The sequence below is a fragment of the Pasteurella dagmatis genome (assembly GCF_900186835.1).
Taxonomy (GTDB): Bacteria; Pseudomonadota; Gammaproteobacteria; order Enterobacterales; family Pasteurellaceae; genus Pasteurella; species Pasteurella dagmatis.
Window position 1 is genome coordinate 129,668 of the sequence record NZ_LT906448.1, and the last position, 20,597, is coordinate 150,264.

Genomic DNA, 20,597 nt, shown 5'->3' on the forward strand with positions numbered 1-20,597 from the left:
GTTTCTTTAAGTATTGGGGTGATTACTTTGTAATCATATTGTGAGGACTTGTAGCATTTACAAGGAGTTGAGATGTTGGACGTTGTTGAACTCTCTCGATTGCAGTTTGCATTAACTGCGTTATATCACTTTTTGTTTGTGCCATTAACACTTGGATTATCGTTTATCCTCGTGATTATGGAAACGCTCTATGTAGCCACAGGCAAAGAAGTTTATAAAGATATGACAAAATTTTGGGGTAAGTTATTTGGTATTAACTTCGCTCTAGGTGTAACCACTGGTATTACTATGGAATTCCAGTTTGGTACTAACTGGTCATATTATTCACATTATGTGGGTGACATTTTTGGTGCCCCTCTCGCTATAGAAGCATTATTGGCTTTCTTCTTAGAGTCGACTTTTGTTGGTTTATTCTTATTTGGATGGGATAGATTATCAAAAGGTAAGCACTTATTAGCTACATATTGTGTTGCATTTGGTTCAAATTTATCTGCAATGTGGATCCTAGTTGCGAATGGTTGGATGCAATCACCAGTAGCTTCAGAATTTAACTTTGAAACAATGCGTATGGAAATGACCAGCTTTATGGATTTATGGTTAAACCCAGTTGCGCAAAGCAAGTTCTTACATACCTTGTCTGCTGGTTACGTGAGTGGTGCAATGTTTGTATTAGGAATTAGTGCATACTATATATTGAAAGGTCGTGATTTAGGCTTTGCAAAACGTTCCTTCTCTGTTGCTTCAACATTTGGCCTAATTTCTATTATTTCAGTAATTATTATGGGTGATGAGTCAGGTTACGAAATCGGTCAAGCTCAACCTGTTAAGTTAGCTGCAATGGAAGGTGAATGGCATACTCAAGAAGCGCCAGCATCTTGGAACGCAATTGTAATTCCAAATCAAGCAGAAAAACGTAATGATTTTTCAATTCAAATTCCTTATGCTGCGGGTATCATTGTAACTCGTTCTCTTGATAAACAATTTGCAGGTCTTACTGATTTAGAAGCGTTAAACACAGAGCGTGTACGTAATGGTATTCAAGCTTATGACTTGTTACAACAATTACAAGCTCAGAAAAAAGCAGGTCAAGTGAGCGAAGAAACAAAAGCACAGTTTAGTGCAGTATCTAAAGATCTTGGCTTTGGCTTATTATTAAAACGTTATACTGACAAAGTTGTTGATGCAACTGAAGATCAAATTAAACAAGCTGCTGCCGATACAATTCCAAATGTTGGTCCAACATTCTGGTCTTTCCGTGTGATGATGGCTGCGGGTGGTTTATTAGTATTGCTAATCGCATTCGCATTTATCCAAAACGTACGTAAGACAGTAGGAACAAAAACTTGGTTCTTAAAAGCACTTTTATGGGGAATTCCATTACCTTGGATTGCAATTGAGAGTGGTTGGTTTCTTGCAGAATATGGTCGTCAACCTTGGGCAATTTATGAAGTGTTGCCAGTTGGTGTTGCGAACTCAGCGTTAACGACAGGTGATCTCTGGTTCTCTATTGGTTTAATTTGTGCACTTTATACATTATTCCTTGTTGTTGAAATGTACTTAATGTTCAAATACGGTAGATTAGGTCCTAGTTCATTAAAAACTGGTCGCTATTATTTTGAACAATCGTCTAAATAAGCAGGAGCCTGATTATGATTGATTATGAAATTCTACGTTTTATTTGGTGGATATTGATCGGTGTATTGCTTATTGGTTTTGCAGTAACTGATGGCTTTGATATGGGCGTTTTAACTTTATTACCTTTCGCAGGTAAAAAAGAAGTTGAAAAACGCATTATGATCAACTCAATCGCACCACACTGGGATGGTAACCAAGTTTGGTTATTAACAGCGGGCGGCGCAATGTTTGCGGCGTGGCCGATTGTTTATGCTACCTCGTTCTCAGGTTTCTATATTGCTATGATTTTAGTTTTAGCGGCATTATTTTTCCGCCCTGTTGGGTTAGAATATCGCGCTAAAATTGATAATCCAACTTGGCGTACATTATGGGATTGGGGGTTATTTGTCGGTGGTTTCGTTCCTTCATTAATTTTCGGTGTTGCATTTGGTAACTTATTGCAAGGTGTTCCATTTGAATTCAATGAATTGTTACAAGTTAAATATACTGGTTCATTCTTTGCATTATTAAACCCATTTGCATTACTTTGTGGCTTAGTAAGTGCTGCAATGTTGACTACGCAAGGCGGAGCCTGGTTACAAATGAAGACTACTAGTGAATTACGTGATCGTGCGCGTGTAATCACTCAGGTAGGTGCTGTTACAACATTAATTACATTTGTTCTTGCTGGTGTATGGCTATATTTCAAAGATGGTTTCGTATTAACTTCAATTGTTGATCACAACGCACCATCTACGCCGTTTGGTAAAACAGTCGCAGTTGAAGTAGGGGCTTGGTTCAACAACTATAAAGAGATGCCAGTTTTATGGATTTTCCCTTTACTTGGTGTTGTAGGTGCACTATTAAATATCTTAGCATCTAAAGCTAACCGCTCAGGCTTTGCGTTCTTATTCTCATCATTAACAATGGCAGGTATCATTTTAACTGCAGGTATTGCAATGTTCCCATTCGTAATGCCATCAATTACTCACCCAGAGTTAAGCTTGTTAATGTGGGATTCAACATCAAGTAAGTTAACATTAACCTTAATGCTTGGCTTTACTTTAGTATTAGTTGTTTTCTTATTATCGTATACTATCTGGGCATACTGGAAAATGTTTGGTCGCTTGGATAGTCAATTCATCGAAGAAAACAAGAACTCATTATACTAAGGAGAAAATATTATGTTTTATGTCATTTGGGTATTGGGTGTTTTGTTAGCGGTAATGCTATCTGCAATGATCACTATCGGTCTTGAAAAAACTGGTAAATTGGATGAGTAATCGAATGATTAATTATCTATATCAAATCTTTAATAAGGGTTCGTTAAGAACCCTTTCATTTATATTAGCCATTTTAATTACATTGTGCTTTTTCCTGAATATCAATGACTTTTCTACTAATTTACGTAGTGCCCCTACAAGCATTGTGTTGTTTATTATATGGGGAACAGGCGTGTTTTGGATTCATGGAATTGGTTTTGATATTCGAGCAACAATTTGGAAAGCGTTATTCTCACCATTGCTCGGTTATATTGCCTTTGTACTTGCATTTGTTCTGGCTTGGGTAATGTAATTATTTTTGATAAAAGTGAAATATTTTACTATAACGTTGCTGAAAGCTTGCTTATCATTCATACAAGTTCTAAAATACGCCACCTATTTAGAGTGGTCATATATTTAATAATCGGAAGGAAGAATCATGTGTGAAAGTGTGTTTAATTTTCCTGTTCGAGTCTATTATGAAGACACTGATGCAGGAGGCGTTGTTTATCACGCACGTTATTTATATTTCTTTGAGCGTGCCAGAACAGAATATTTACGTAGTCTGCATTTTTCTCAACAAGCCCTGTTAAATGAACAACAGCTAGCTTTTGTTGTCAAAACAATGAATATTGATTATTGTTTCCCTGCAAAATTAGATGATTTGCTTGTAGTTGAAACAAAAATTATGTCAGTGAAAGGAGCAACTCTACTTTTTTCACAACTATTAAAGAAAGAAAATGTGATTCTATGTGAGGCTACTGTAAAGGTAGCCTGTGTTGATCTTGGAAAAATGAAACCAGTTGCCATTCCAAAAGAGATAAAAATCGCACTGGAAAGTTATCTATAAACGTTGTCGGAGTATGTAATGACTGCAGATTTGAACTTTTTAGAATTATTTCTAAAAGCGAGTATTGTTGTTCAACTTGTTATTGTAATTTTGCTTATTTTCTCAATCATGTCTTGGGCTATCATCATTCAACGTAGCCGTGTATTGACAAGAGCATTAAAAGATTCAGCGGCTTTTGAAGATCGTTTTTGGTCAGGCGAGGATCTTAATCGTTTATATGAAGGTTTAGAAAACCGTCGTGATGGATTGAGTGGTAGTGAGCAAATTTTCTATGTTGGTTTCAAAGAGTTTTCTCGTTTAAAACAAGCAAATCCAGATGCACCAGAATCAATTATTCAAGGTAGTACGCGAGCGATGAACCTTGCGATGAATCGTGAAGTGGAAGATTTGGAAACTCGTGTACCATTCTTAGCAACAGTTGCATCAATCAGTCCATATATCGGTTTATTCGGTACTGTATGGGGGATTATGCACGCATTTATGGCATTAAGTGGTGCAAAACAAGCAACGTTACAAATGGTAGCTCCAGGTATCGCAGAAGCATTGATTGCGACAGCGATTGGTTTATTTGCGGCGATTCCAGCAGTAATGGCTTATAACCGCTTAAGCTTACGTGTCAATAAATTAGAACAGAATTACGGTAACTTTATTGACGAATTTACAACGATTCTACATCGTCAAGTGTTTGGTAGAAATAGCCATCATTAATCAAAAAGATGACATATTTCACCGCACTTTGAAGGCGAAGTGCGGTCAATTTTGAGAAAGTTTTAGAGGTATCTATGTCTTACCGTCGTAAACGCAGAGATGTAAAATCCGAAATTAATATCGTTCCATTTTTGGACGTGTTATTAGTATTGTTGCTTATTTTTATGGCAACAGCACCGATTATTAGCCAAAGTGTACAAGTTGAACTTCCTGATGCCGTGGAAAGTCAAAGTGTATCGAATGAAGATAAAGTGCCAGTTATCTTAGAAGTGGCAGGTATTGGGCAATATAGCTTGGCGATTGGTTCAGAACGCTTAGAAGGTTTAACTGAAGAGATGGTGACTCAGTTATCTAAACAAGAATTTGATAAAGATAACAACACTCTCTTTTTAGTTGGCGGTGCAAGAGATGTACCTTATGAAGAGGTCATTAAAGCATTGAATTTACTTCATCTTGCAGGTATTAAATCTGTTGGATTAATGACAAACCCGATTTAATAAGATAGGTAATATTGTGCAAAGTAAACAACAAAATAAAGATATAAGTGCGGTCATTATTTCGATCGTTTTGCACGTTATCTTGTTTGGTTTGTTGATCTTAGGTTCTTTATATCATCGCGTTGAAATTATGGGTGGTGGAGAAGGCGAAGGTGATGTAATGGGCGCAGTAATGGTCGATACCGGTGCTGCTGCTCAAGAATGGGGCCGACTCCAGCAACAGAAAAAAGGTCAAACAGATAAACCTAAAAAGCCTGAACCTGTTGTTGAAGAGAAACCAGACCAACAAGAAATTCTGCGTCAGCAGGAAATTGAGAAACAAAAAGCGCTAGAAAAACAGAAAGATCTAGAACGACAAAAAGAAGCAGAACGTCAAAAACAACTTCTAGAGCAGAAAAAGCAAGAAGAGAAAGCACGTTTAGAGGCACTAGAAAAGCAAAAACAAGCTGAAGAAGCAAAAGCGAAGCAGGCAGCTGAAGCGGCTAGATTAAAAGCAGAGGCAGAGGCAAAACGTTTAGCAGCATTAGCAAAACAAGCAGAGGAAGAAGCAAAAGCAAAAGCCGCGGAGGCAAAGGCTAAAGCAGAGAAAGCAAAAGCGGATGCTGAAGCGAAAGCTAAAGCAGAAAAAGCGAAAGCTGATGCCAAAGCTAAGGCAGATAAAGCCAAAGCAGAAGCAGCTCAACGTAAAGCTGAACAAGCTGCATTAGATGATTTTATGAATGGCGGAGATGTTGGCGGCGGTTCTGCAAGTAAAGGATCGAATGCTAATCGTCAAGGTAGCCAAGGTAGTGGTGCCGCATTAGGTGCAGGTGATGGCGGTAAAACGGGCGATCAATACGCAGGAGTGATCAAACGAGAAATCCAACGTCGTTTCTTAAAAGAACCGAGCTTTGCAAATAAAGTGTGTATCGTAGAGGTCGAGTTCTTAAGAGATGGTACAATTGCAAGCTATCAACGTGTTTCTGGTGATGATGATATTTGTAATGCAGCAATCAGTGCGGTAGCAAGGACGAAGAAAGTACCGGCAGCACCAAGCGATGAGATCTATCAAAAATATAAAAAATCTCCAATTGAATTTAAATTAAGATAAGGCTAGTATTGCATCTTATTATTGTAATAAAACAGTAATAGAAAGTAATTCAAGGAAAACAATAGGGTGGTTCCAATGAAATTAGTAGCTCGAGTATGGAGTTTATTAATCCTTTTATGTTTCTCAGTGCTACAAACAGCACAAGCAGAAGTACGAATTGTTATTGATGAAGGTGTTGATAGCGCTCGTCCAATTGCCGTTGTGCCATTCAAGTGGAATGGTCCAGGCTCTGCTCCAGCAGATATTGCGGATATTATCGCTTCTGATTTACGTAACAGTGGTAAATTTAATCCAATCCCCGTCAATCGTATGCCACAACAACCAACATCTGTGGCTGAAGTGAATCCAGAGGCTTGGGCTTCTTTGGGGATTGATGCTGTTGTTGTTGGTCAAGTGACCCCTGCAAATGGCGGTTTTAATATCGCATATCAATTAGTTGATACTATTGGCGCGACAGGCTCAGCAGGTGCAGTATTAGCACAAAACCAATATACAGTGACCAACAAATGGTTACGTTATGGCGCACATACTGTAAGTGATGAAACGTTTGAAAAATTAACTGGCATCAAAGGTGCTTTCAGAACACGTATTGCATATATCGTGCAAAAAAATGGTGGCTCGCAACCTTATGAAGTGCGAGTATCTGACTATGACGGTTTTAATCAATTTATTGTGAATCGTAGCTCGCAGCCATTAATGTCACCAGCTTGGTCTGCCGATGGTAAAAAATTAGCTTACGTTTCTTTTGAAAATAGAAAATCTCAATTAGTTGTTCAAGATCTTGGTTCTGGTGCACGTAAAGTTGTTGCATCATTTAAAGGACATAATGGTGCACCTGCATTCTCACCAGATGGTTCGAGATTAGCATTTGCATCATCACAAGATGGTGTATTGAACATCTATGTTATGAATTTAGGTAGTGGACAAATTGCACAGTTGACTCGTGGTGCAGGCAATAATACTGAACCGTCTTGGTCTCCTGATGGACAAACAATTGTGTTCACATCTGATAGAAGCGGCTCTCCGCAAGTTTATCAAATGAGTGCTACTGGTGGTGGCGCATCATTGGTAAGTGCAGGTGGTCGCAGTTATAGTGGCCAAATTACTGCCGATGGTAGCACTTTAATTATGATCAGTGGTGATAATATTATTAAAAAAGACTTAGTTTCAGGTAGTACTGAAGTATTGAGTTCAACTTTCTTAGATGAAAGCCCAAGTATTTCACCAAATGGGATTATGATTATTTACAGCTCTACCCAAGGATTAGGAAAAGTGCTACAATTGGTATCCGCTGATGGGCGTTTTAAAGCACGGTTACCAGGAAATGATGGACAAGTTAAATTCCCAGCTTGGTCACCATATTTAACTAAATAAAAACTCTAAGGAGAATACATGAAAAAATTAACTAAAGTATTGCTAGTTGCTGGTTCTGTTGCTGTATTAGCTGCTTGTGGCTCTTCTAAAAAAGAAGAATCTGCAGCTGGTCAAACTTTCGGTGGCTACTCTGTTCAAGATTTACAACAACGTTACAACACTGTTTATTTCGGTTTTGATAAATACAACATCGAAGGTGAATATGTTCAAATCTTAGATGCTCACGCTGCATACTTAAGTGCAACTCCAGCAACTAAAGTCGTTGTTGAAGGTAACACTGATGAGCGCGGTACTCCAGAATACAACATCGCTTTAGGTCAACGTCGTGCAGATGCAGTACAAAACTACTTATCTGCCAAAGGTGTTCAAGCAGGTCAAGTATCAACAGTTTCTTACGGTGAAGAGAAACCAGCTGTGTTAGGTCACGATGAAGCTGCATACTCTAAAAACCGTCGTGCTGTGTTAGCATACTAATTTGGATTTCAAAAAACTGGGTTTTCGAACCCAGTTTTTTTATGTCTAAAATTTATCCCTACTCTATTTAAGAAATGTGGTATATAGGGTAGAATAAACTTCTTTTGGTGGCTATTTATTCAAATAAACAAAAAAATAAAAATTTTTATTGATTATTGAGATAAAATCAGTATTATAAGCCTCCGTTACGCAATGATATGTAAATGGGTCGTTAGCTCAGTCGGTAGAGCAGCGGACTTTTAATCCGTTGGTCGAAGGTTCGAATCCTTCACGACCCACCACTTACAAATTAGTAACATAGCCAATGCAATAAAATGCAACGGGTCGTTAGCTCAGTCGGTAGAGCAGCGGACTTTTAATCCGTTGGTCGAAGGTTCGAATCCTTCACGACCCACCACTTTTAAACACCTCGTAATGAAATACCTACGGGTCGTTAGCTCAGTCGGTAGAGCAGCGGACTTTTAATCCGTTGGTCGAAGGTTCGAATCCTTCACGACCCACCACTACTTACCAATTTATTGAAAATTATAAAATTAAATTACATCACTGTATTAGTCTCTTTATTATTTAAAGAATTTCCATACATTTTACGTTTGTAAAAAGTAATTTTTGCGATCTACATTCCAACCTTTCCTCTGTTGTCTATCTTTCTCTTTTTTGATTCAGTAAAGTGCGATTCAAAAAGGAAAAATTGTGAAAAAAGGATTTACCTTATTGGAATTAATGATTGCGCTTATGTTGATTTCTGCTCTGTTACTTTCTATTTATCCCACTTGGTCAAAGTTGGGACATCAGCGTATATTAGAAAAAGAACAAGAAAAACTTGCTTTGTTTTTACGGCAATTGCAATCAAGGGTGTCTAATTCTCAACAAGTGTGGTTTTTGATTGCAAGCCGCGATTTTTTGCATAAACGCTGGTGTTTAACCGCTCAAATGAAAAGTGAACAGCTTTGTGATTGTTTATCGCCACAACATTGCTCATCGGATCTTTCGGCACAGTTTTATTATCCACATTTCCCTCATAAGACAATGATCAATACAAAGAATTATTTCCCTTTTGAAATAACTCGGCTAAGTGGTATTCGGGATACGCTTTCTACTGCGTGTTTTACTCTGTCATCTAATAAGGAAAAAGTTGTATTTTCTTTGTTTAATGTGGGTAGTATCAAATTGAAGAAGGCACAAGAAAGCGGTGCTTGTGAAAATGATGGGGAGGATTGATGTTATATCGAGGGCAAATCTTATTTAATTTACTTTTTTCCCTTTTTCTTTCGAGCTTGTTAATTTTAGTAATAGTTTCCTTCTATGTACAAAGCCAGCAACAAAATAAAAAGATATTGGATACTTTGACATTACAATCGGAATTGCACTCTATCCTTCAGCTAATTGCAAAAGATGTCAGACGAGCAGGATTTCGGGCAGTATCCGATAAAGTGATACACAATAATTTCTCTTTGTTTGAGCAAGGAAATGGACAAAGTGTGGTGATGTTCTCAATGCAAGACAATCAAAAAGACGATTGTTTGCTCTTTTTCTATGATCTGGATAGAAATGGTTGTTTAGGTGGTGCCTTTAAAGGTAAGCAATGTGTCCAAAATGACCATAATCAAACACAACATATTGAGCGTGAGTTATTTGGTTATCGGCTAAATCAAAATATGATTGAAACCCGTTTAATGTATAAAAGTGCAGTTAATTCTCGCTGTGTTTTTACAGAATGTCAGAAATATTTGCAGAAAGAGGCTTGTCATTATGGGGGATGGGTAGATTTATTAGATGCGCAAAAATATCGTATTATCCACTTGGCTTTTCAATGGATCGCTGAACAAAAAGGTGTATTAGTAACTTTGAGAGGTGGATTAAGACAACAGCCTGAGATTGTTTATGGAACTAGTGCTGTTATTCCATTACTTAATCAAGAATAGAAAAATGATTAAATATCCATTTTCATTGATACAAAGAGGCATTGCAACCTTAGCTATTTTAGTCATTTTATCTAGTGTATTGTTTGCTTTAATGCTATTTGAAGATGATTTATTAAGGTTATATTCCAACAAGGCAGGGCAACGTTTACATTATATTAAACAGCACTTGCAGTTGCAGCAGTTATCAAAAGAGAAAGCAAAAGCTTTTTGTGAAAACTTACCTTTAGACCAAGAGGGTAATATCTATCGTTTGAGTTTTCGAACAGAAGAAAAGGAAAACGCCATTACACATTATACTTTGTGTCATCGATTAGCATTATTTCATACTTTGCCTAAACGTGGTATTAATCAAGGGGATTTAAGAAAATTTATTCATACAAATTATATTGCTGAGTTTTCTGCTTTATTTTCAAAAAAGCAGGTAGAAATTCTTACTGAAAAATCACCACACTTTTATTGGTTTTCAAAACAACAAACAGAGTGCTATTTAACAAGCAATTTCAATGGTGTTATTGTAGCAGAAGGGGATTTGTATTTAAGGGGAAAAGGAAAAGTGACAGGAGCGATTATTACGGCAGGTAAATTAACCTTAGATGATACAATTAACGTCAGTTATCGAAAAGCGAGCGTAGCCTATTGGGGGCAGAAGTTAAGTCGTTGGAAATTGGCGGAGAAAAGTTGGAATGATTTTGACTTTTAAGATTTACCAATACAAAGGTATTGGAGTAGTTTCGTTTTTAGTAGCGTTGGCTTTATTTAGTAGTATTGCTTTGAGTGTTATACATTGGTCCGCACATCATCGGCAAAGTATGATGCAAATGTATCAATATTTGCAGGCAATTCAGATTGCTGAAAATCAAAAACAACGTCAATTTTTGGGACTAGATTGTGAACAACAAGTGCATCAGAACAATTTAATATTTTTGATTGAATGCAGAGAAACGCACATTTCTATTCGTTATCAATTGGGGGAAATTACTCTGTAAAATACTTGCGATAGATGAAAATCTGCGAAACAATACCTGTCATAAATAATGGGAATGGATGAGGCATATTGTGTTTAATGTTTATTACTCTAACGATTTGGATGTACAAAAAGAAATTTTGTTAAAGATAATGGAAAATACGTTAGATGATCCTTTTCAGTCTGAAGTGGTTTTAGTACAAAGTCCCGGAATGGCGCAATGGCTAAAATGGCAAATAGCGCAAAAAAAAGGGATAGCAAGTAATATTAAATTTCCAATGCCAGCGAGCTTTATTTGGCAACAATATTTAGATAATTTGCCACAAGTCGAAGAACAAAGCCAATTCAACAAAACATCAATGACTTGGCGTTTTATGCGTTTAGTACCTAATTATTTATCTGGCCAATCATTTAGTACGTTACGCCATTATTTGGCGTATTCTGCGCAATCTGAGCAGTATAAACTCTACCAACTTGTCCATAAAATTGCCGATCTATTTGACCAATACTTAGTTTATCGTCCTGAATGGCTGAAAGCGTGGGAGAGTGGGCAAGATGATATGGTCGTGCAAAAACTTACACAAAAACTACCTGCTAATGATGATCCTATATTGCAACAAATTGTGCAAGATGTGCGTTGGCAGGCGAGTTTATGGCGTGCTTTAGTGCAAGATATTCAAGCTGAAACACAAAACGAAAATGTAGTGCATCGTGCCTATTTGCACACACAATTTCTGTCCTTTTTACAGCAAGATTCACCCAAAAATATCCCTAAACGTTTATTTATCTTTGGTATTTCAGCCTTGCCGATTGGTTACTTGGAAACATTTAAAGCGTTAAGCTATCATTGTGATGTGCATTTATTTTTTACTAATGGTTGCCGTGAATATTGGGGGGATTTGGTCGATCACAAATTCCGTCATAAATTGGCACAAATGCAACGTATTTCTTATTACAACCAACAATCTCACGCAATTTATCAAGAAGATCCTACAAAAGCTCTTGAGCAAACTGCAACAGATGAGGAAATCTTAGAAGGGCATCCGTTGCTCTCTAGCTGGGGAAAATTAGGGCGTGATTTCTTATATTTACTGACAGATCTTGAGCAATCAGAGAATGTAAACAGCGTTGAGGCTTATACTGATCTTTCTGAACGTAATTTATTGTCGCAAGTGCAAGCTCGAATTTTACGTTTAGATGGTAACACCGGTTTAAATTTCACAGAAAATGACCGCTCTTTAACTTTCCATTCTTGCCATAGTCCAATGCGAGAAGTGGAAGTGTTGCAAGATTATCTATTGCATTTATTCCAAAATAATCCAGAGATTACACCGAAAGATGTAGTGGTAATGGTGGCGAATATTGATCGCTACACGCCTTATATTCAAGCTGTGTTTGGGCAAAAAAAACGAAATGATAAGTCGAGTATTCCGTTTTCGATTTCAGATAATAAACTCTCTGAGAATGACGTGCTGATTGCAAGTTTCATTCATTTATTAAAAATGCGTGAGGCTCAATTTACTGCGGAAGAAGTTTTAGCCTTATTGGACATTCCTGCTATTCGCAACAAGTTTCAAATTGATTTGACTGATTTGGAGCAAGTACATCATTGGGTTGTAAATGCAGGCATTCGTTTTGGTTTAGAGAAAACAACGGATAGCCAACAAACCAATTACAATTCATGGCAAGCAGGGCTTGAGCGGATGTTGTTAGGCTATGCGATGAGAGAAGAAAATGGTATTTGGCAAGACAGTCTGGGCTTTGATAACAGCTATGGTTTGGGTGGTCAATTAGCTGGCAAACTTGCGGAGTTTATTACTTGTTTGTCGGATTGGTATGAACAAATGCAACAGCCACAACTTGCTTTAAATTGGCAAGAAAATTTGACCGCACTTTTGGCGAACTTTTTCGATTCAGACGAAGATAATTCAGCAACTTTGCTATATATTCAAGACGTGATTGAGCAATCTATTGCTCAGATTCAGCAAACACATTTTGCTGAAAATATCAATATTGATGTGATTGCAGATATGCTGGCCTCAGCTTTGGAAGATGACCCAAACACAATGAGGTTTTTAGCAGGCAAAGTGAATTTCTGCACGCTATTGCCTATGCGTTCAATTCCATTCAAAGTGGTGTGCTTATTGGGAATGAATGATGGTGAATATCCTCGTCAACAAACACCAAATAGTTTTGACTTAATGAAACATGATCGTCGTAAAGGGGATCGTTTTCGTCGAGATGATGACTGCTATCTTTTCTTAGAAGCATTGCTTTCTGCACAAGAGTATTTTTATGTGAGCTTTGTTGGACGTTCCATTATAGACAATCAAGCAAAAGAGCCTTCTGTGTTAGTGAGCCAATTATTGGATTATGTGGCAGAGAAACTGGCTCAGAATGACGATAAAAATTGGCGTGAGCACTTAGTGCAGCAACATCCAATGACAGCATTTAGTCCAGAAAACTTTACGAAAAATGACCGCTCTTTTGCCAAACAGTGGTTGCCATTAGCCAATCGTGAAAATGCAAACCAATTTGAGAATTTCATTCAACCAATTGAGCAAATGTTATTGGACGATGACCGCGAAATTAGATTGTCTGAATTGATAGATTTTGTGCAAAATCCAGTGGCTTTTTTCTTTAAGCGTCGTTTAGGAGTGTATCTAACGGGCTTAGATGAAAGTATTGCTGATACAGAAAATTTCAGTTTAGATGCTTTAGAACAATATCAGATTAATGATGCGTTGCTGTATTGTGATGAAGATGAAACGGATACTTTCTTTGCACAACTCAAAATTAAAGGTGCCTTGCCGAGAGGTGAATTTGCGAATATTTATGCGAATAAACAGAAAGAGGCGGTTCAGGAATTAAAAGAAAAAATTGCCGATTATTTACAACAAGATTATCAAATTCAATCAGTGGATTTGACCTTGAAAACCAGCAAGGGGAAAGTGCGTTTAGTCGGGAATATTGACCGCTTATATTATAACCATCGAGTGAGTTGGCGAGTGGGCAGTGTGAAAGACAAACATTGTATTGAAAGTTGGATTTATTACCTTGCACAATGCGCAATGAGTGAAGACATTGTCCAACCTCCAATTTATTATGGTAAAAATGAAGAACAAACTTTCAAACCGCTAGAGATGGTAGAGGAATTTACAGTTCGAGAGCAAGCAATTAATCAGTTATTGGTTTATATTGAAAGCTATTTGCAAACTTATCAACAGTTGCAAATTGTACCTACCACAGACATTTCCTCTTATTTAGATGCAATGGCGGGCGAAAGTGCGGAAAATTCTTCTGTATTTTTACAGAAATTAAAAGCTATTGCTGAGGGCGGATATATGAGCTCGGGCGATGTATATTGGAAACGTGTATTCGATCAACAGCAGTTTGATGACAGTTTAATTAAAGAGATTAATGAGCGCACTAAATCTTGGTTTGCATTAATGATTGATCATCTTGAGTAAGAGATGGAAAAGCAAAAAGCACTCAATGAAGAGTGCTTTTTTATTGGGTAATTTATTGTTTTATTTAGAGATATAACGCCATTACAATGGCATTTTCGCGCTTATTATCTTTGGTTGGATAATAATTCTTGCGGATATCCACTTCATTGAAACCCAGTTGTTCGTAAAGTGTTTTAGCTATGTGGTTGGATTCTCTGACTTCCAGCCATAAAGTCATAATCCGGCGAGCTTTGAGCCTTTCGATTAAATCTAATAATAGCATTTTCCCTAAGCCTTTGCCTTGTTGTGATGGTTCAACCGCAATATTAAATAGGGTCGCTTCGTCTAACACTGTTTGGCAGATAGCAAATGCGACAATGTTGTCATCTTGTAATAATTTTAAATTCACATAGCGGTCGCCGTGCGTATTTTTTAGCGTTCCCATTGTCCAAGGTGTGATGTGTGCAGCTTGTTCAATTTCAAATAGACGGTCAAAATCAGTTTCTTTAATTGTTTGAATTGTTAACATTGTGGACTCGTTTGAATTTGTTTCCAGAGTTGGCGCTTGGCTTGATGATCTTGCTTAAATTGTTGCCAGTCTGTGGTTTGCCAAATGCTGTTGGCTTGATGGCAAAGGGATAAAGTGCGGTCAATTTTTTCGTGATTTTCGCTGAGTAACCAATAATTCAGTTTTTGTGTTGGTTTAAGGTGCTGTGCTTGTTGGAAATCTACACATATATATTCTTGCTCATTTAACGATAAGCTGAGCAGAACATCTTTTAGCAATGCTGAGTTTGAGGCAATTTCACTATCGCAAACGATAATTAAACGAATATGCTCGCTTAAAACAATATTCACAACGCCTTTTAAGCGTTCTGGGTGTTTTAATTGCCACTGGGTAATACCCATTTCTTGTAGCATAAGATCGCGTCTATTCATTCTATTTTCTTCATCGGGATTGGTTTTTCTTTTATAATGCTGGTAATTTTAACCAATAACCCATAGGATTAACAGCGTGATTTCTCTTGAGAGCCAAGTCTTACAACGCCATCCCCATTTTTTTGCTAATAAATCCGTGCTTTTTGCTGGTGGAATTAATGATCATTTCCCACAACAAGTTTCAGCTCAACGTGTTGATGTTTGGAGCTGGTATTTTGATTATGCTAACCAGCATCAATCAGTAAATTTCAGTGTAGAATGTAATGTTAACGCTGATTTGATCGTTTTCTATTGGAGCAAGAACAAACAAGAAGTGCAGTTTCAATTAATGCATTTATTATCTCAATCTGAAGTTGGGCAAGAGGTTTTAATTATTGGGGAAAATCGCTGTGGTGTTCGCTCAGCAGAGAAAATGCTAGAGCCTTATGGTGATATTGCGAAAATTGATTCTGCACGCCGTTGTGGGTTGTATCATTTTTCTCTCAAAAATCCACCGCACTTTGAGTTAGAAAAGCATTGGAAAACTTACCAACATTCTAAACTTCAAGATCTCACAGTGTATAGCTTGCCGGGCGTGTTTAGTGCAAATGAATTAGATGCGGGAACAGACTTACTGTTATCGACAATCGATCAATCTATTCGTGGCAAAGTGTTGGATCTTGGCTGTGGTGCGGGCGTAATTGGCGCTTATATCAAGCAACAAAATCCAAAAACACAAGTGATAATGACGGATATTCACGCAATGGCATTGGCTTCGGCAAAACGTACATTAGCGGAAAATAAACTGGAAGCTGATGTGCTAGCGAGTGATGTGTTCTCTCATATTGAAGGAAAATTTGATTTAATTATTTCGAATCCGCCATTCCACGACGGTGTTGATACCGCCTATCGTGCAGTGAGTGAGTTAATCAGCAAAGCAAAATGGCATTTAACTCAAGGTGGTGAATTGCGTATCGTAGCTAATGCGTTTTTACCTTACCCTGATTTACTAGATAAGCATTTTGGTTCGCATCAGGTGTTAGCAAAGACCAACAAATTTAAAGTATATTCAGTGAGATATTAATAAAAAAAGAAGGCGGATATTCAATCCGCCTTTTTGCTATTTAAGTTTATGTTATTCAGGTTTGAGTAAGAAGACACCATGCTCCGTTAAATGCACATAAGCTTCTTTCTGATTTGCATCAAATTGCTCTGGGTTAGTGTTAATTAATAAATCGTTACCACCCCAATTTGCCACTATTTCCCAATGATTGCCCATATAGACAGCACTTTTAATCGTACAACGTTGCGATTCTTCACCTATTTGCTTGAGTATCACAGCTTCAGGGCGAATACCAACTAAGCAATCGCCATCAGCTAATCCAAATTGCGATGCTGTCGCAAGCGTGAATTGATAGCCGTTGACGGTTACTTGATTTTGATGAACAGTGCCTTTGAAGATACTTGATTCGCCCATAAAGTTCGCTAAGAACAATGAGTTTGGACGTAAGTACAATTCTTTCGCTGGCGCTTGCTGCATAATTTTACCTTTATGCATCACGATAACTTCATCCGAAACTGCAAATGCTTCAGTTTGGTCGTGCGTGACGTAAAGAGATGTAATGCCTAAACGTTGTTGTAATTCACGAATTTTCTCACGCATTGAACGGCGTAAGTTAGCATCAAGGTTACTTAAAGGCTCATCAAATAATAAAACTTTCGGTTTGAGAACAAGTGCCCTCGCGAGTGCTACACGTTGTTGTTGACCTCCTGAAATTTGATCCACATAGCGCTCTTCAAAGCCTGCTAAATCCACCAATTCTAATGCTTCTTTCACACGTTGCTGGCGCTCTTCTTTGCTTACGCCTTGCATTTTTAAACCGTAACCTACATTATCGCCAATCGACATATGTGGGAATAAGGCATAGGACTGGAACACGATACAAATATCACGATTTTGAATGGATGATTTTGTAACATCTTCACCATCAATGAAAATTTGTCCTGACGTTGGGCTTTCTAAACCTGCGACTAAACGTAGCACTGTTGTTTTACCACAACCAGATGGACCTAATAAAGTCACCATTGTGCCACGTTTAATATTTAGGTTTAAGTTATCAATTACCACTGCTTTGCCGAAAGCTTTAGTGATATTTTTTAATACTAAGAAATCATTATTACTCATATTCAACTACCTATATTAATTCATTTTTTTCGCTTTCGAACGTGAAATGCGGGTATCACCCACTATCCAGTCAAAGAACAAAATAATCGACATCATCACGACAATGAGGATTGAACCATAAGCGATAGCGATACCATATTCGCCGTCTTCAACGCGGTTCAAAATGTATGATGTTGCCACACGAGTATCTGCAGTCACTAAGAAGATAATCGCACTTACTGTTGTCATTGAGCGAACGAAACTGGTCACTAATGCAGATAACAAGGCTGGTTTCAATAGTGGGAACACCACGTACCAAATGGTTTTCAATGAGCTGCCTTTTAATGATAGTGAGGCTTCATCGAGTGATTTATCGAGTTGTCCTAAACCTGCAATTGCAGCACGCATACCCACTGGCATATTACGCATTACCATTGAAAGAACGATGATCATTGCAGTACCGGTTAAGTAAATTGGTGAGCTATTGAAGGCGATGATATAAGACACCCCAGCCACTGTACCCGGTACAGCAAAGCAGAGTAGCGTTAAGAACTCTAATGTTTTCTTACCTTTAAACTCACGACGCACTGTAATGTAGGCAATCAATAAACCAAATAATGCAGTAATTGGAGCCGCACTTGCTGCGAAAATTACGGTTTGGATCAATGATGGCCAAGCACCATCACTAAAGCCTTGTCCGAATAATGTTTCGTAGTTTTTGAGTGTTAATGTGTAGTCAACCCCCCAGTTAACTGTAAAGCTACCATAGAAAATACTGCCGTATAGCACCACATTGAAGATGATCCAGATTGCAAGGAAAGTAATGATCAACATTTTAAGTAGATTTGGCAATTCTTGCACTTCGCCACGATAAGATTTACCTGAAACGGTTACGTATGAGCGTTTACCAATCCATAAATATTGCACCACGAAAATCGCAAGTGAGAACATTAATAAGATGGTACCGAGCGTACTTGCTGAAGCGTAATCTAGTTGTGAACCTGCAATATAAAAATAAATCTGTGTTGCAATCACGTCGAAGCTACCACCAAGCACTAACGGTGTACTAAAGTCTGCCAAGGATTGAATGGCTACTACTAAGAATGAGTTAGCAAGTGCTGGTTTTAATAATGGGAAAATAATATGCCAAAACGCTTGATAACGGTTTGAACGTAATGTGTAAGCTGCTTCTTCAATCGAGGGGTGAATAGATTTTAATGCACCTTCTAAAATCATAAATGACATTGGTGTTAAGGCGAGTGTATGTGCAATTACAATACCTGTGAAACCATAAAGCCAGTTACTGCTGAAACCTAAATACTCCACTAGGAAAGCGGTCACATAGCCTGAACGGCCAAGCATTAAAGTTACCCCAAGACCAACTACGAAAGGTGGTGTTACGATAGGTAAAATAGAGAAAATTTTACCGATAAATGCAGTGCGCTTAGCAATTCTTGTAGTATATAAAGCGAAGGCTAAACCAAAGAATGTGGATAAAATTCCAACTGTCGAAGACACTGCGAGTGAGTTTCCAACCACGCGTGCCACATACGGCTGCTGAACAATAGAGAGCACTTGCTCAGGTTGAAATTCCCCTTTATCGAAGAACATTGAAAGCAAGATTGCAAATGTTGGATAAACAATAAAGAAGGAAATACTCATCACGATCGCAATCAAAGAGGCGATAACAAATTTATCACCTTGCATCACTTTTAGTTTTGCCAATGCATCAGTTGCTAAAGCTAAAAGTGCAATCATTAAAATAATGATCGAATACCCTAAACTAAAATCCGTAGCAGTCGCTGAAATAAATACGAATAAGAAAATACTAATTACCGCACCTAATTCAAATTTTGCTCGGCGAGTTTGTGAGTCAGAGTCTTGTTGAGGGAAAAGTAAAGAGAAAAGTGGGAAGAGAAGCATTGGTAGAAACCAAAGCCAACTGAGGTTTAGGGTTGACCAACCCATCGCCTCAAATAGCTCATCAGATGTCGAATCTAATAAGCCATAATCGAGTGCTTTGGAGGGCAATAATATAAAGCCTAACCAAGCAAAGAGCATCCAAAGTAAAGCAGGATTACACGTAAATAGTTTATTCTGCCTCATAAAAAACCTCTAATTAATAAGCAGTAAGACATTTCATTCAATAGCGAAAAAACGCTATTGAATGAAGAATTTATCAAATAACACTGAATATATCATCAATTATTATAACGATTAGTCAGTTTTATTTGATTGTTCATTTTTGATAAGGAAAACAACGCAATTTATTGTGCAAGTTTTACATCATCAACCCATTTTTTGATTAAGCGTTTTCTTTCTTCTGATGAACCATATTTGTCAAAATCATAATCAATTAAATTAATCGATTTAAAATCTAATGAATATGGAGATTGTTTCGCTTCAGTGTTCGTCAAAATTTGGTGAGTTTCCCCTTTTTGCCAAGATAATTCTTGTGCTTCTTGTGAAAGAGCCCAATCCACAAAGAGTTTTGCATTTTCCAAATTGCGAGCGCCTTTAATCACACTCACGCCACCGATTTCATAGCCAGTGCCTTCACAAGGTACGATTAATTCAACTGGTGCACCTTTTTCTTTCTCGATAGAGTGTTCGTGTAAGAAACCGATACCAATTGAGGCTTCGCCTCGTGCTGTGTTGCGTGTCGCAGTATTTCCGGATTTAGTATATTGCGATACATTTTTATGCAATGCTTTGAGATATTTAAAGCTTTCTTCCTCACCCCAAAGCTGAATAAAGGTAGCTAGTGCGGTATAAGCTGTACCAGAACTTTGTGGATCTGCAGATTGAATTTCATTTTTCAATCGAGGATCTATTAAGTCTTTCCAGCATTTAGGAACTGGAATACCTAATTTATTTAAACGCTCAGTATTTACACCAAAGCCTAACACACCTAAATAAATCGCAGAGGTGTAATGTCCTTTTCGTTTTGCAGGATCTTGTAATTCAGCGGGAATAAATTTCAAGTTAGGCGATTTATAAGGTATTAAAAGCCCCATTTCACCTGCTTGTGAATGTGGATCTAAAGTACCACCGTACCACACATCACCTTGTGGATTTTCTTTCTCCGCTTCAATGCGTGCCAAAATCGCCCCAGTCCCAGCACGAATGTGACTAACTTTTACATTGTGCTTTTTACCAAAAGCCTCAACTTCTTGCTCACACATTGTATTTTGCGCACTACAATAAACAGTCAGGCGTCCTTCTGCATTAGCTTGCAATGCTAGAAGTGCGCTACCGAATAAAAGTGCGGTCGAAATAGTAGAAATTTTGAATTTTTTCATTCTAAC

Annotated in this window: 21 protein-coding genes and 3 tRNA genes; 19 read left to right on the forward strand and 5 right to left on the reverse strand. The window is 37.7% G+C overall.

What is annotated here, in order from left to right; translation table 11 throughout:
* Positions 1–72 precede the first annotated feature (72 nt).
* The 18 genes from CKV78_RS00715 to recC all read left to right on the forward strand — a co-directional run bounded on the left by CKV78_RS00715 (position 73) and on the right by recC (position 14,228).
* The gene (locus CKV78_RS00715) at positions 73–1,635 is read left to right on the forward strand and encodes a cytochrome ubiquinol oxidase subunit I (RefSeq protein ID WP_005765278.1); all 1,563 of its coding nucleotides are present in this window, start codon (positions 73–75) and stop codon (positions 1,633–1,635) included.
* Positions 1,636–1,649: 14 nt separating this feature from the next.
* A complete protein-coding gene (cydB, locus tag CKV78_RS00720) occupies positions 1,650–2,786 on the forward strand; it encodes a cytochrome d ubiquinol oxidase subunit II (protein ID WP_005765280.1) in 1,137 nt (378 codons plus the stop codon).
* 12 nt (positions 2,787–2,798) lie between these two features.
* On the forward strand, positions 2,799–2,897 hold the full coding sequence (locus CKV78_RS00725; RefSeq protein ID WP_081442246.1) for a cytochrome bd oxidase small subunit, CydX/CbdX family: 99 nt from the start codon (positions 2,799–2,801) through the stop codon (positions 2,895–2,897).
* A gap of 4 nt (positions 2,898–2,901) precedes the next feature.
* Positions 2,902–3,189, forward strand: coding sequence for a cyd operon protein YbgE (gene ybgE, locus CKV78_RS00730; RefSeq protein ID WP_032855680.1), 288 nt, complete (start codon positions 2,902–2,904; stop codon positions 3,187–3,189).
* Between the two features lie 126 nt (positions 3,190–3,315).
* Positions 3,316–3,726: a tol-pal system-associated acyl-CoA thioesterase gene (gene ybgC / locus CKV78_RS00735; RefSeq protein ID WP_005765284.1), complete on the forward strand. Its 411-nt coding sequence runs from the start codon at positions 3,316–3,318 to the stop codon at positions 3,724–3,726.
* 18 nt (positions 3,727–3,744) lie between these two features.
* On the forward strand, positions 3,745–4,434 hold the full coding sequence (gene tolQ, locus CKV78_RS00740; protein ID WP_005765286.1) for a protein TolQ: 690 nt from the start codon (positions 3,745–3,747) through the stop codon (positions 4,432–4,434).
* Positions 4,435–4,508: 74 nt separating this feature from the next.
* A complete protein-coding gene (gene tolR, locus CKV78_RS00745; RefSeq protein WP_005765289.1) occupies positions 4,509–4,931 on the forward strand; it encodes a colicin uptake protein TolR in 423 nt (140 codons plus the stop codon).
* A 16-nt stretch (positions 4,932–4,947) separates the two neighbouring features.
* Positions 4,948–6,021 carry a cell envelope integrity protein TolA gene (gene tolA / locus CKV78_RS00750; protein WP_005765291.1) on the forward strand — a complete coding sequence of 358 codons (1,074 nt, stop codon included), beginning with the start codon at positions 4,948–4,950 and terminating at the stop codon, positions 6,019–6,021.
* A gap of 75 nt (positions 6,022–6,096) precedes the next feature.
* A complete protein-coding gene (gene tolB / locus CKV78_RS00755; protein WP_005765293.1) occupies positions 6,097–7,395 on the forward strand; it encodes a Tol-Pal system beta propeller repeat protein TolB in 1,299 nt (432 codons plus the stop codon).
* Between the two features lie 18 nt (positions 7,396–7,413).
* Entirely contained in the window at positions 7,414–7,869 is a 456-nt protein-coding gene (gene pal, locus CKV78_RS00760) for a peptidoglycan-associated lipoprotein Pal (RefSeq protein ID WP_005765295.1), read from the forward strand.
* Positions 7,870–8,074: 205 nt separating this feature from the next.
* Positions 8,075–8,150 (forward strand) — tRNA-Lys (locus tag CKV78_RS00765).
* Positions 8,151–8,190: 40 nt separating this feature from the next.
* Positions 8,191–8,266: transfer RNA gene (locus tag CKV78_RS00770), tRNA-Lys, on the forward strand.
* Positions 8,267–8,296: 30 nt separating this feature from the next.
* Positions 8,297–8,372, forward strand: a tRNA-Lys gene (locus CKV78_RS00775).
* Between the two features lie 190 nt (positions 8,373–8,562).
* Complete coding sequence (locus tag CKV78_RS00780; RefSeq protein WP_005765297.1) at positions 8,563–9,090, forward strand: pilus assembly FimT family protein; 528 nt, start codon at positions 8,563–8,565, stop codon at positions 9,088–9,090.
* A complete protein-coding gene (locus CKV78_RS00785; RefSeq protein WP_005765299.1) occupies positions 9,090–9,794 on the forward strand; it encodes a hypothetical protein in 705 nt (234 codons plus the stop codon). Before CKV78_RS00780 ends, CKV78_RS00785 begins: the two co-directional genes overlap by 1 nt.
* A 4-nt stretch (positions 9,795–9,798) precedes the next feature.
* Complete coding sequence (locus CKV78_RS00790) at positions 9,799–10,494, forward strand: DUF2572 family protein (protein WP_032855681.1); 696 nt, start codon at positions 9,799–9,801, stop codon at positions 10,492–10,494.
* On the forward strand, positions 10,478–10,780 hold the full coding sequence (locus CKV78_RS00795; RefSeq protein ID WP_005765304.1) for a DUF5374 domain-containing protein: 303 nt from the start codon (positions 10,478–10,480) through the stop codon (positions 10,778–10,780). The genes CKV78_RS00790 and CKV78_RS00795 overlap by 17 nt, the downstream gene beginning before the upstream one ends.
* 70 nt (positions 10,781–10,850) lie before the next feature.
* Positions 10,851–14,228: an exodeoxyribonuclease V subunit gamma gene (gene recC / locus CKV78_RS00800; protein WP_032855711.1), complete on the forward strand. Its 3,378-nt coding sequence runs from the start codon at positions 10,851–10,853 to the stop codon at positions 14,226–14,228.
* Positions 14,229–14,292: 64 nt separating this feature from the next.
* On the opposite strand, the gene rimI is transcribed toward recC, so the two are convergent.
* Complete coding sequence (gene rimI, locus CKV78_RS00805) at positions 14,293–14,736, reverse strand: ribosomal protein S18-alanine N-acetyltransferase (RefSeq protein ID WP_005765309.1); 444 nt, start codon at positions 14,734–14,736, stop codon at positions 14,293–14,295.
* Entirely contained in the window at positions 14,730–15,146 is a 417-nt protein-coding gene (locus tag CKV78_RS00810; protein WP_005765311.1) for a DNA polymerase III subunit psi, read from the reverse strand. The genes rimI and CKV78_RS00810 overlap by 7 nt, the downstream gene beginning before the upstream one ends.
* 76 nt (positions 15,147–15,222) lie before the next feature.
* On the opposite strand from CKV78_RS00810, the gene rsmC reads away from it, so the two are divergent.
* On the forward strand, positions 15,223–16,209 hold the full coding sequence (rsmC, locus tag CKV78_RS00815) for a 16S rRNA (guanine(1207)-N(2))-methyltransferase RsmC (RefSeq protein WP_005765313.1): 987 nt from the start codon (positions 15,223–15,225) through the stop codon (positions 16,207–16,209).
* A gap of 51 nt (positions 16,210–16,260) precedes the next feature.
* Here rsmC and fbpC read toward each other — a convergent pair whose 3' ends face one another.
* The 3 genes from fbpC to CKV78_RS00830 form a co-directional block, all read right to left on the reverse strand.
* A complete protein-coding gene (gene fbpC, locus CKV78_RS00820; RefSeq protein WP_005765317.1) occupies positions 16,261–17,310 on the reverse strand; it encodes a ferric ABC transporter ATP-binding protein in 1,050 nt (349 codons plus the stop codon).
* A gap of 15 nt (positions 17,311–17,325) precedes the next feature.
* Entirely contained in the window at positions 17,326–19,395 is a 2,070-nt protein-coding gene (locus tag CKV78_RS00825; protein ID WP_005765318.1) for an ABC transporter permease, read from the reverse strand.
* 161 nt (positions 19,396–19,556) lie between these two features.
* On the reverse strand, positions 19,557–20,591 hold the full coding sequence (locus CKV78_RS00830; RefSeq protein ID WP_005765322.1) for an ABC transporter substrate-binding protein: 1,035 nt from the start codon (positions 20,589–20,591) through the stop codon (positions 19,557–19,559).
* Between the last annotated feature and the right edge of the window lie 6 nt (positions 20,592–20,597).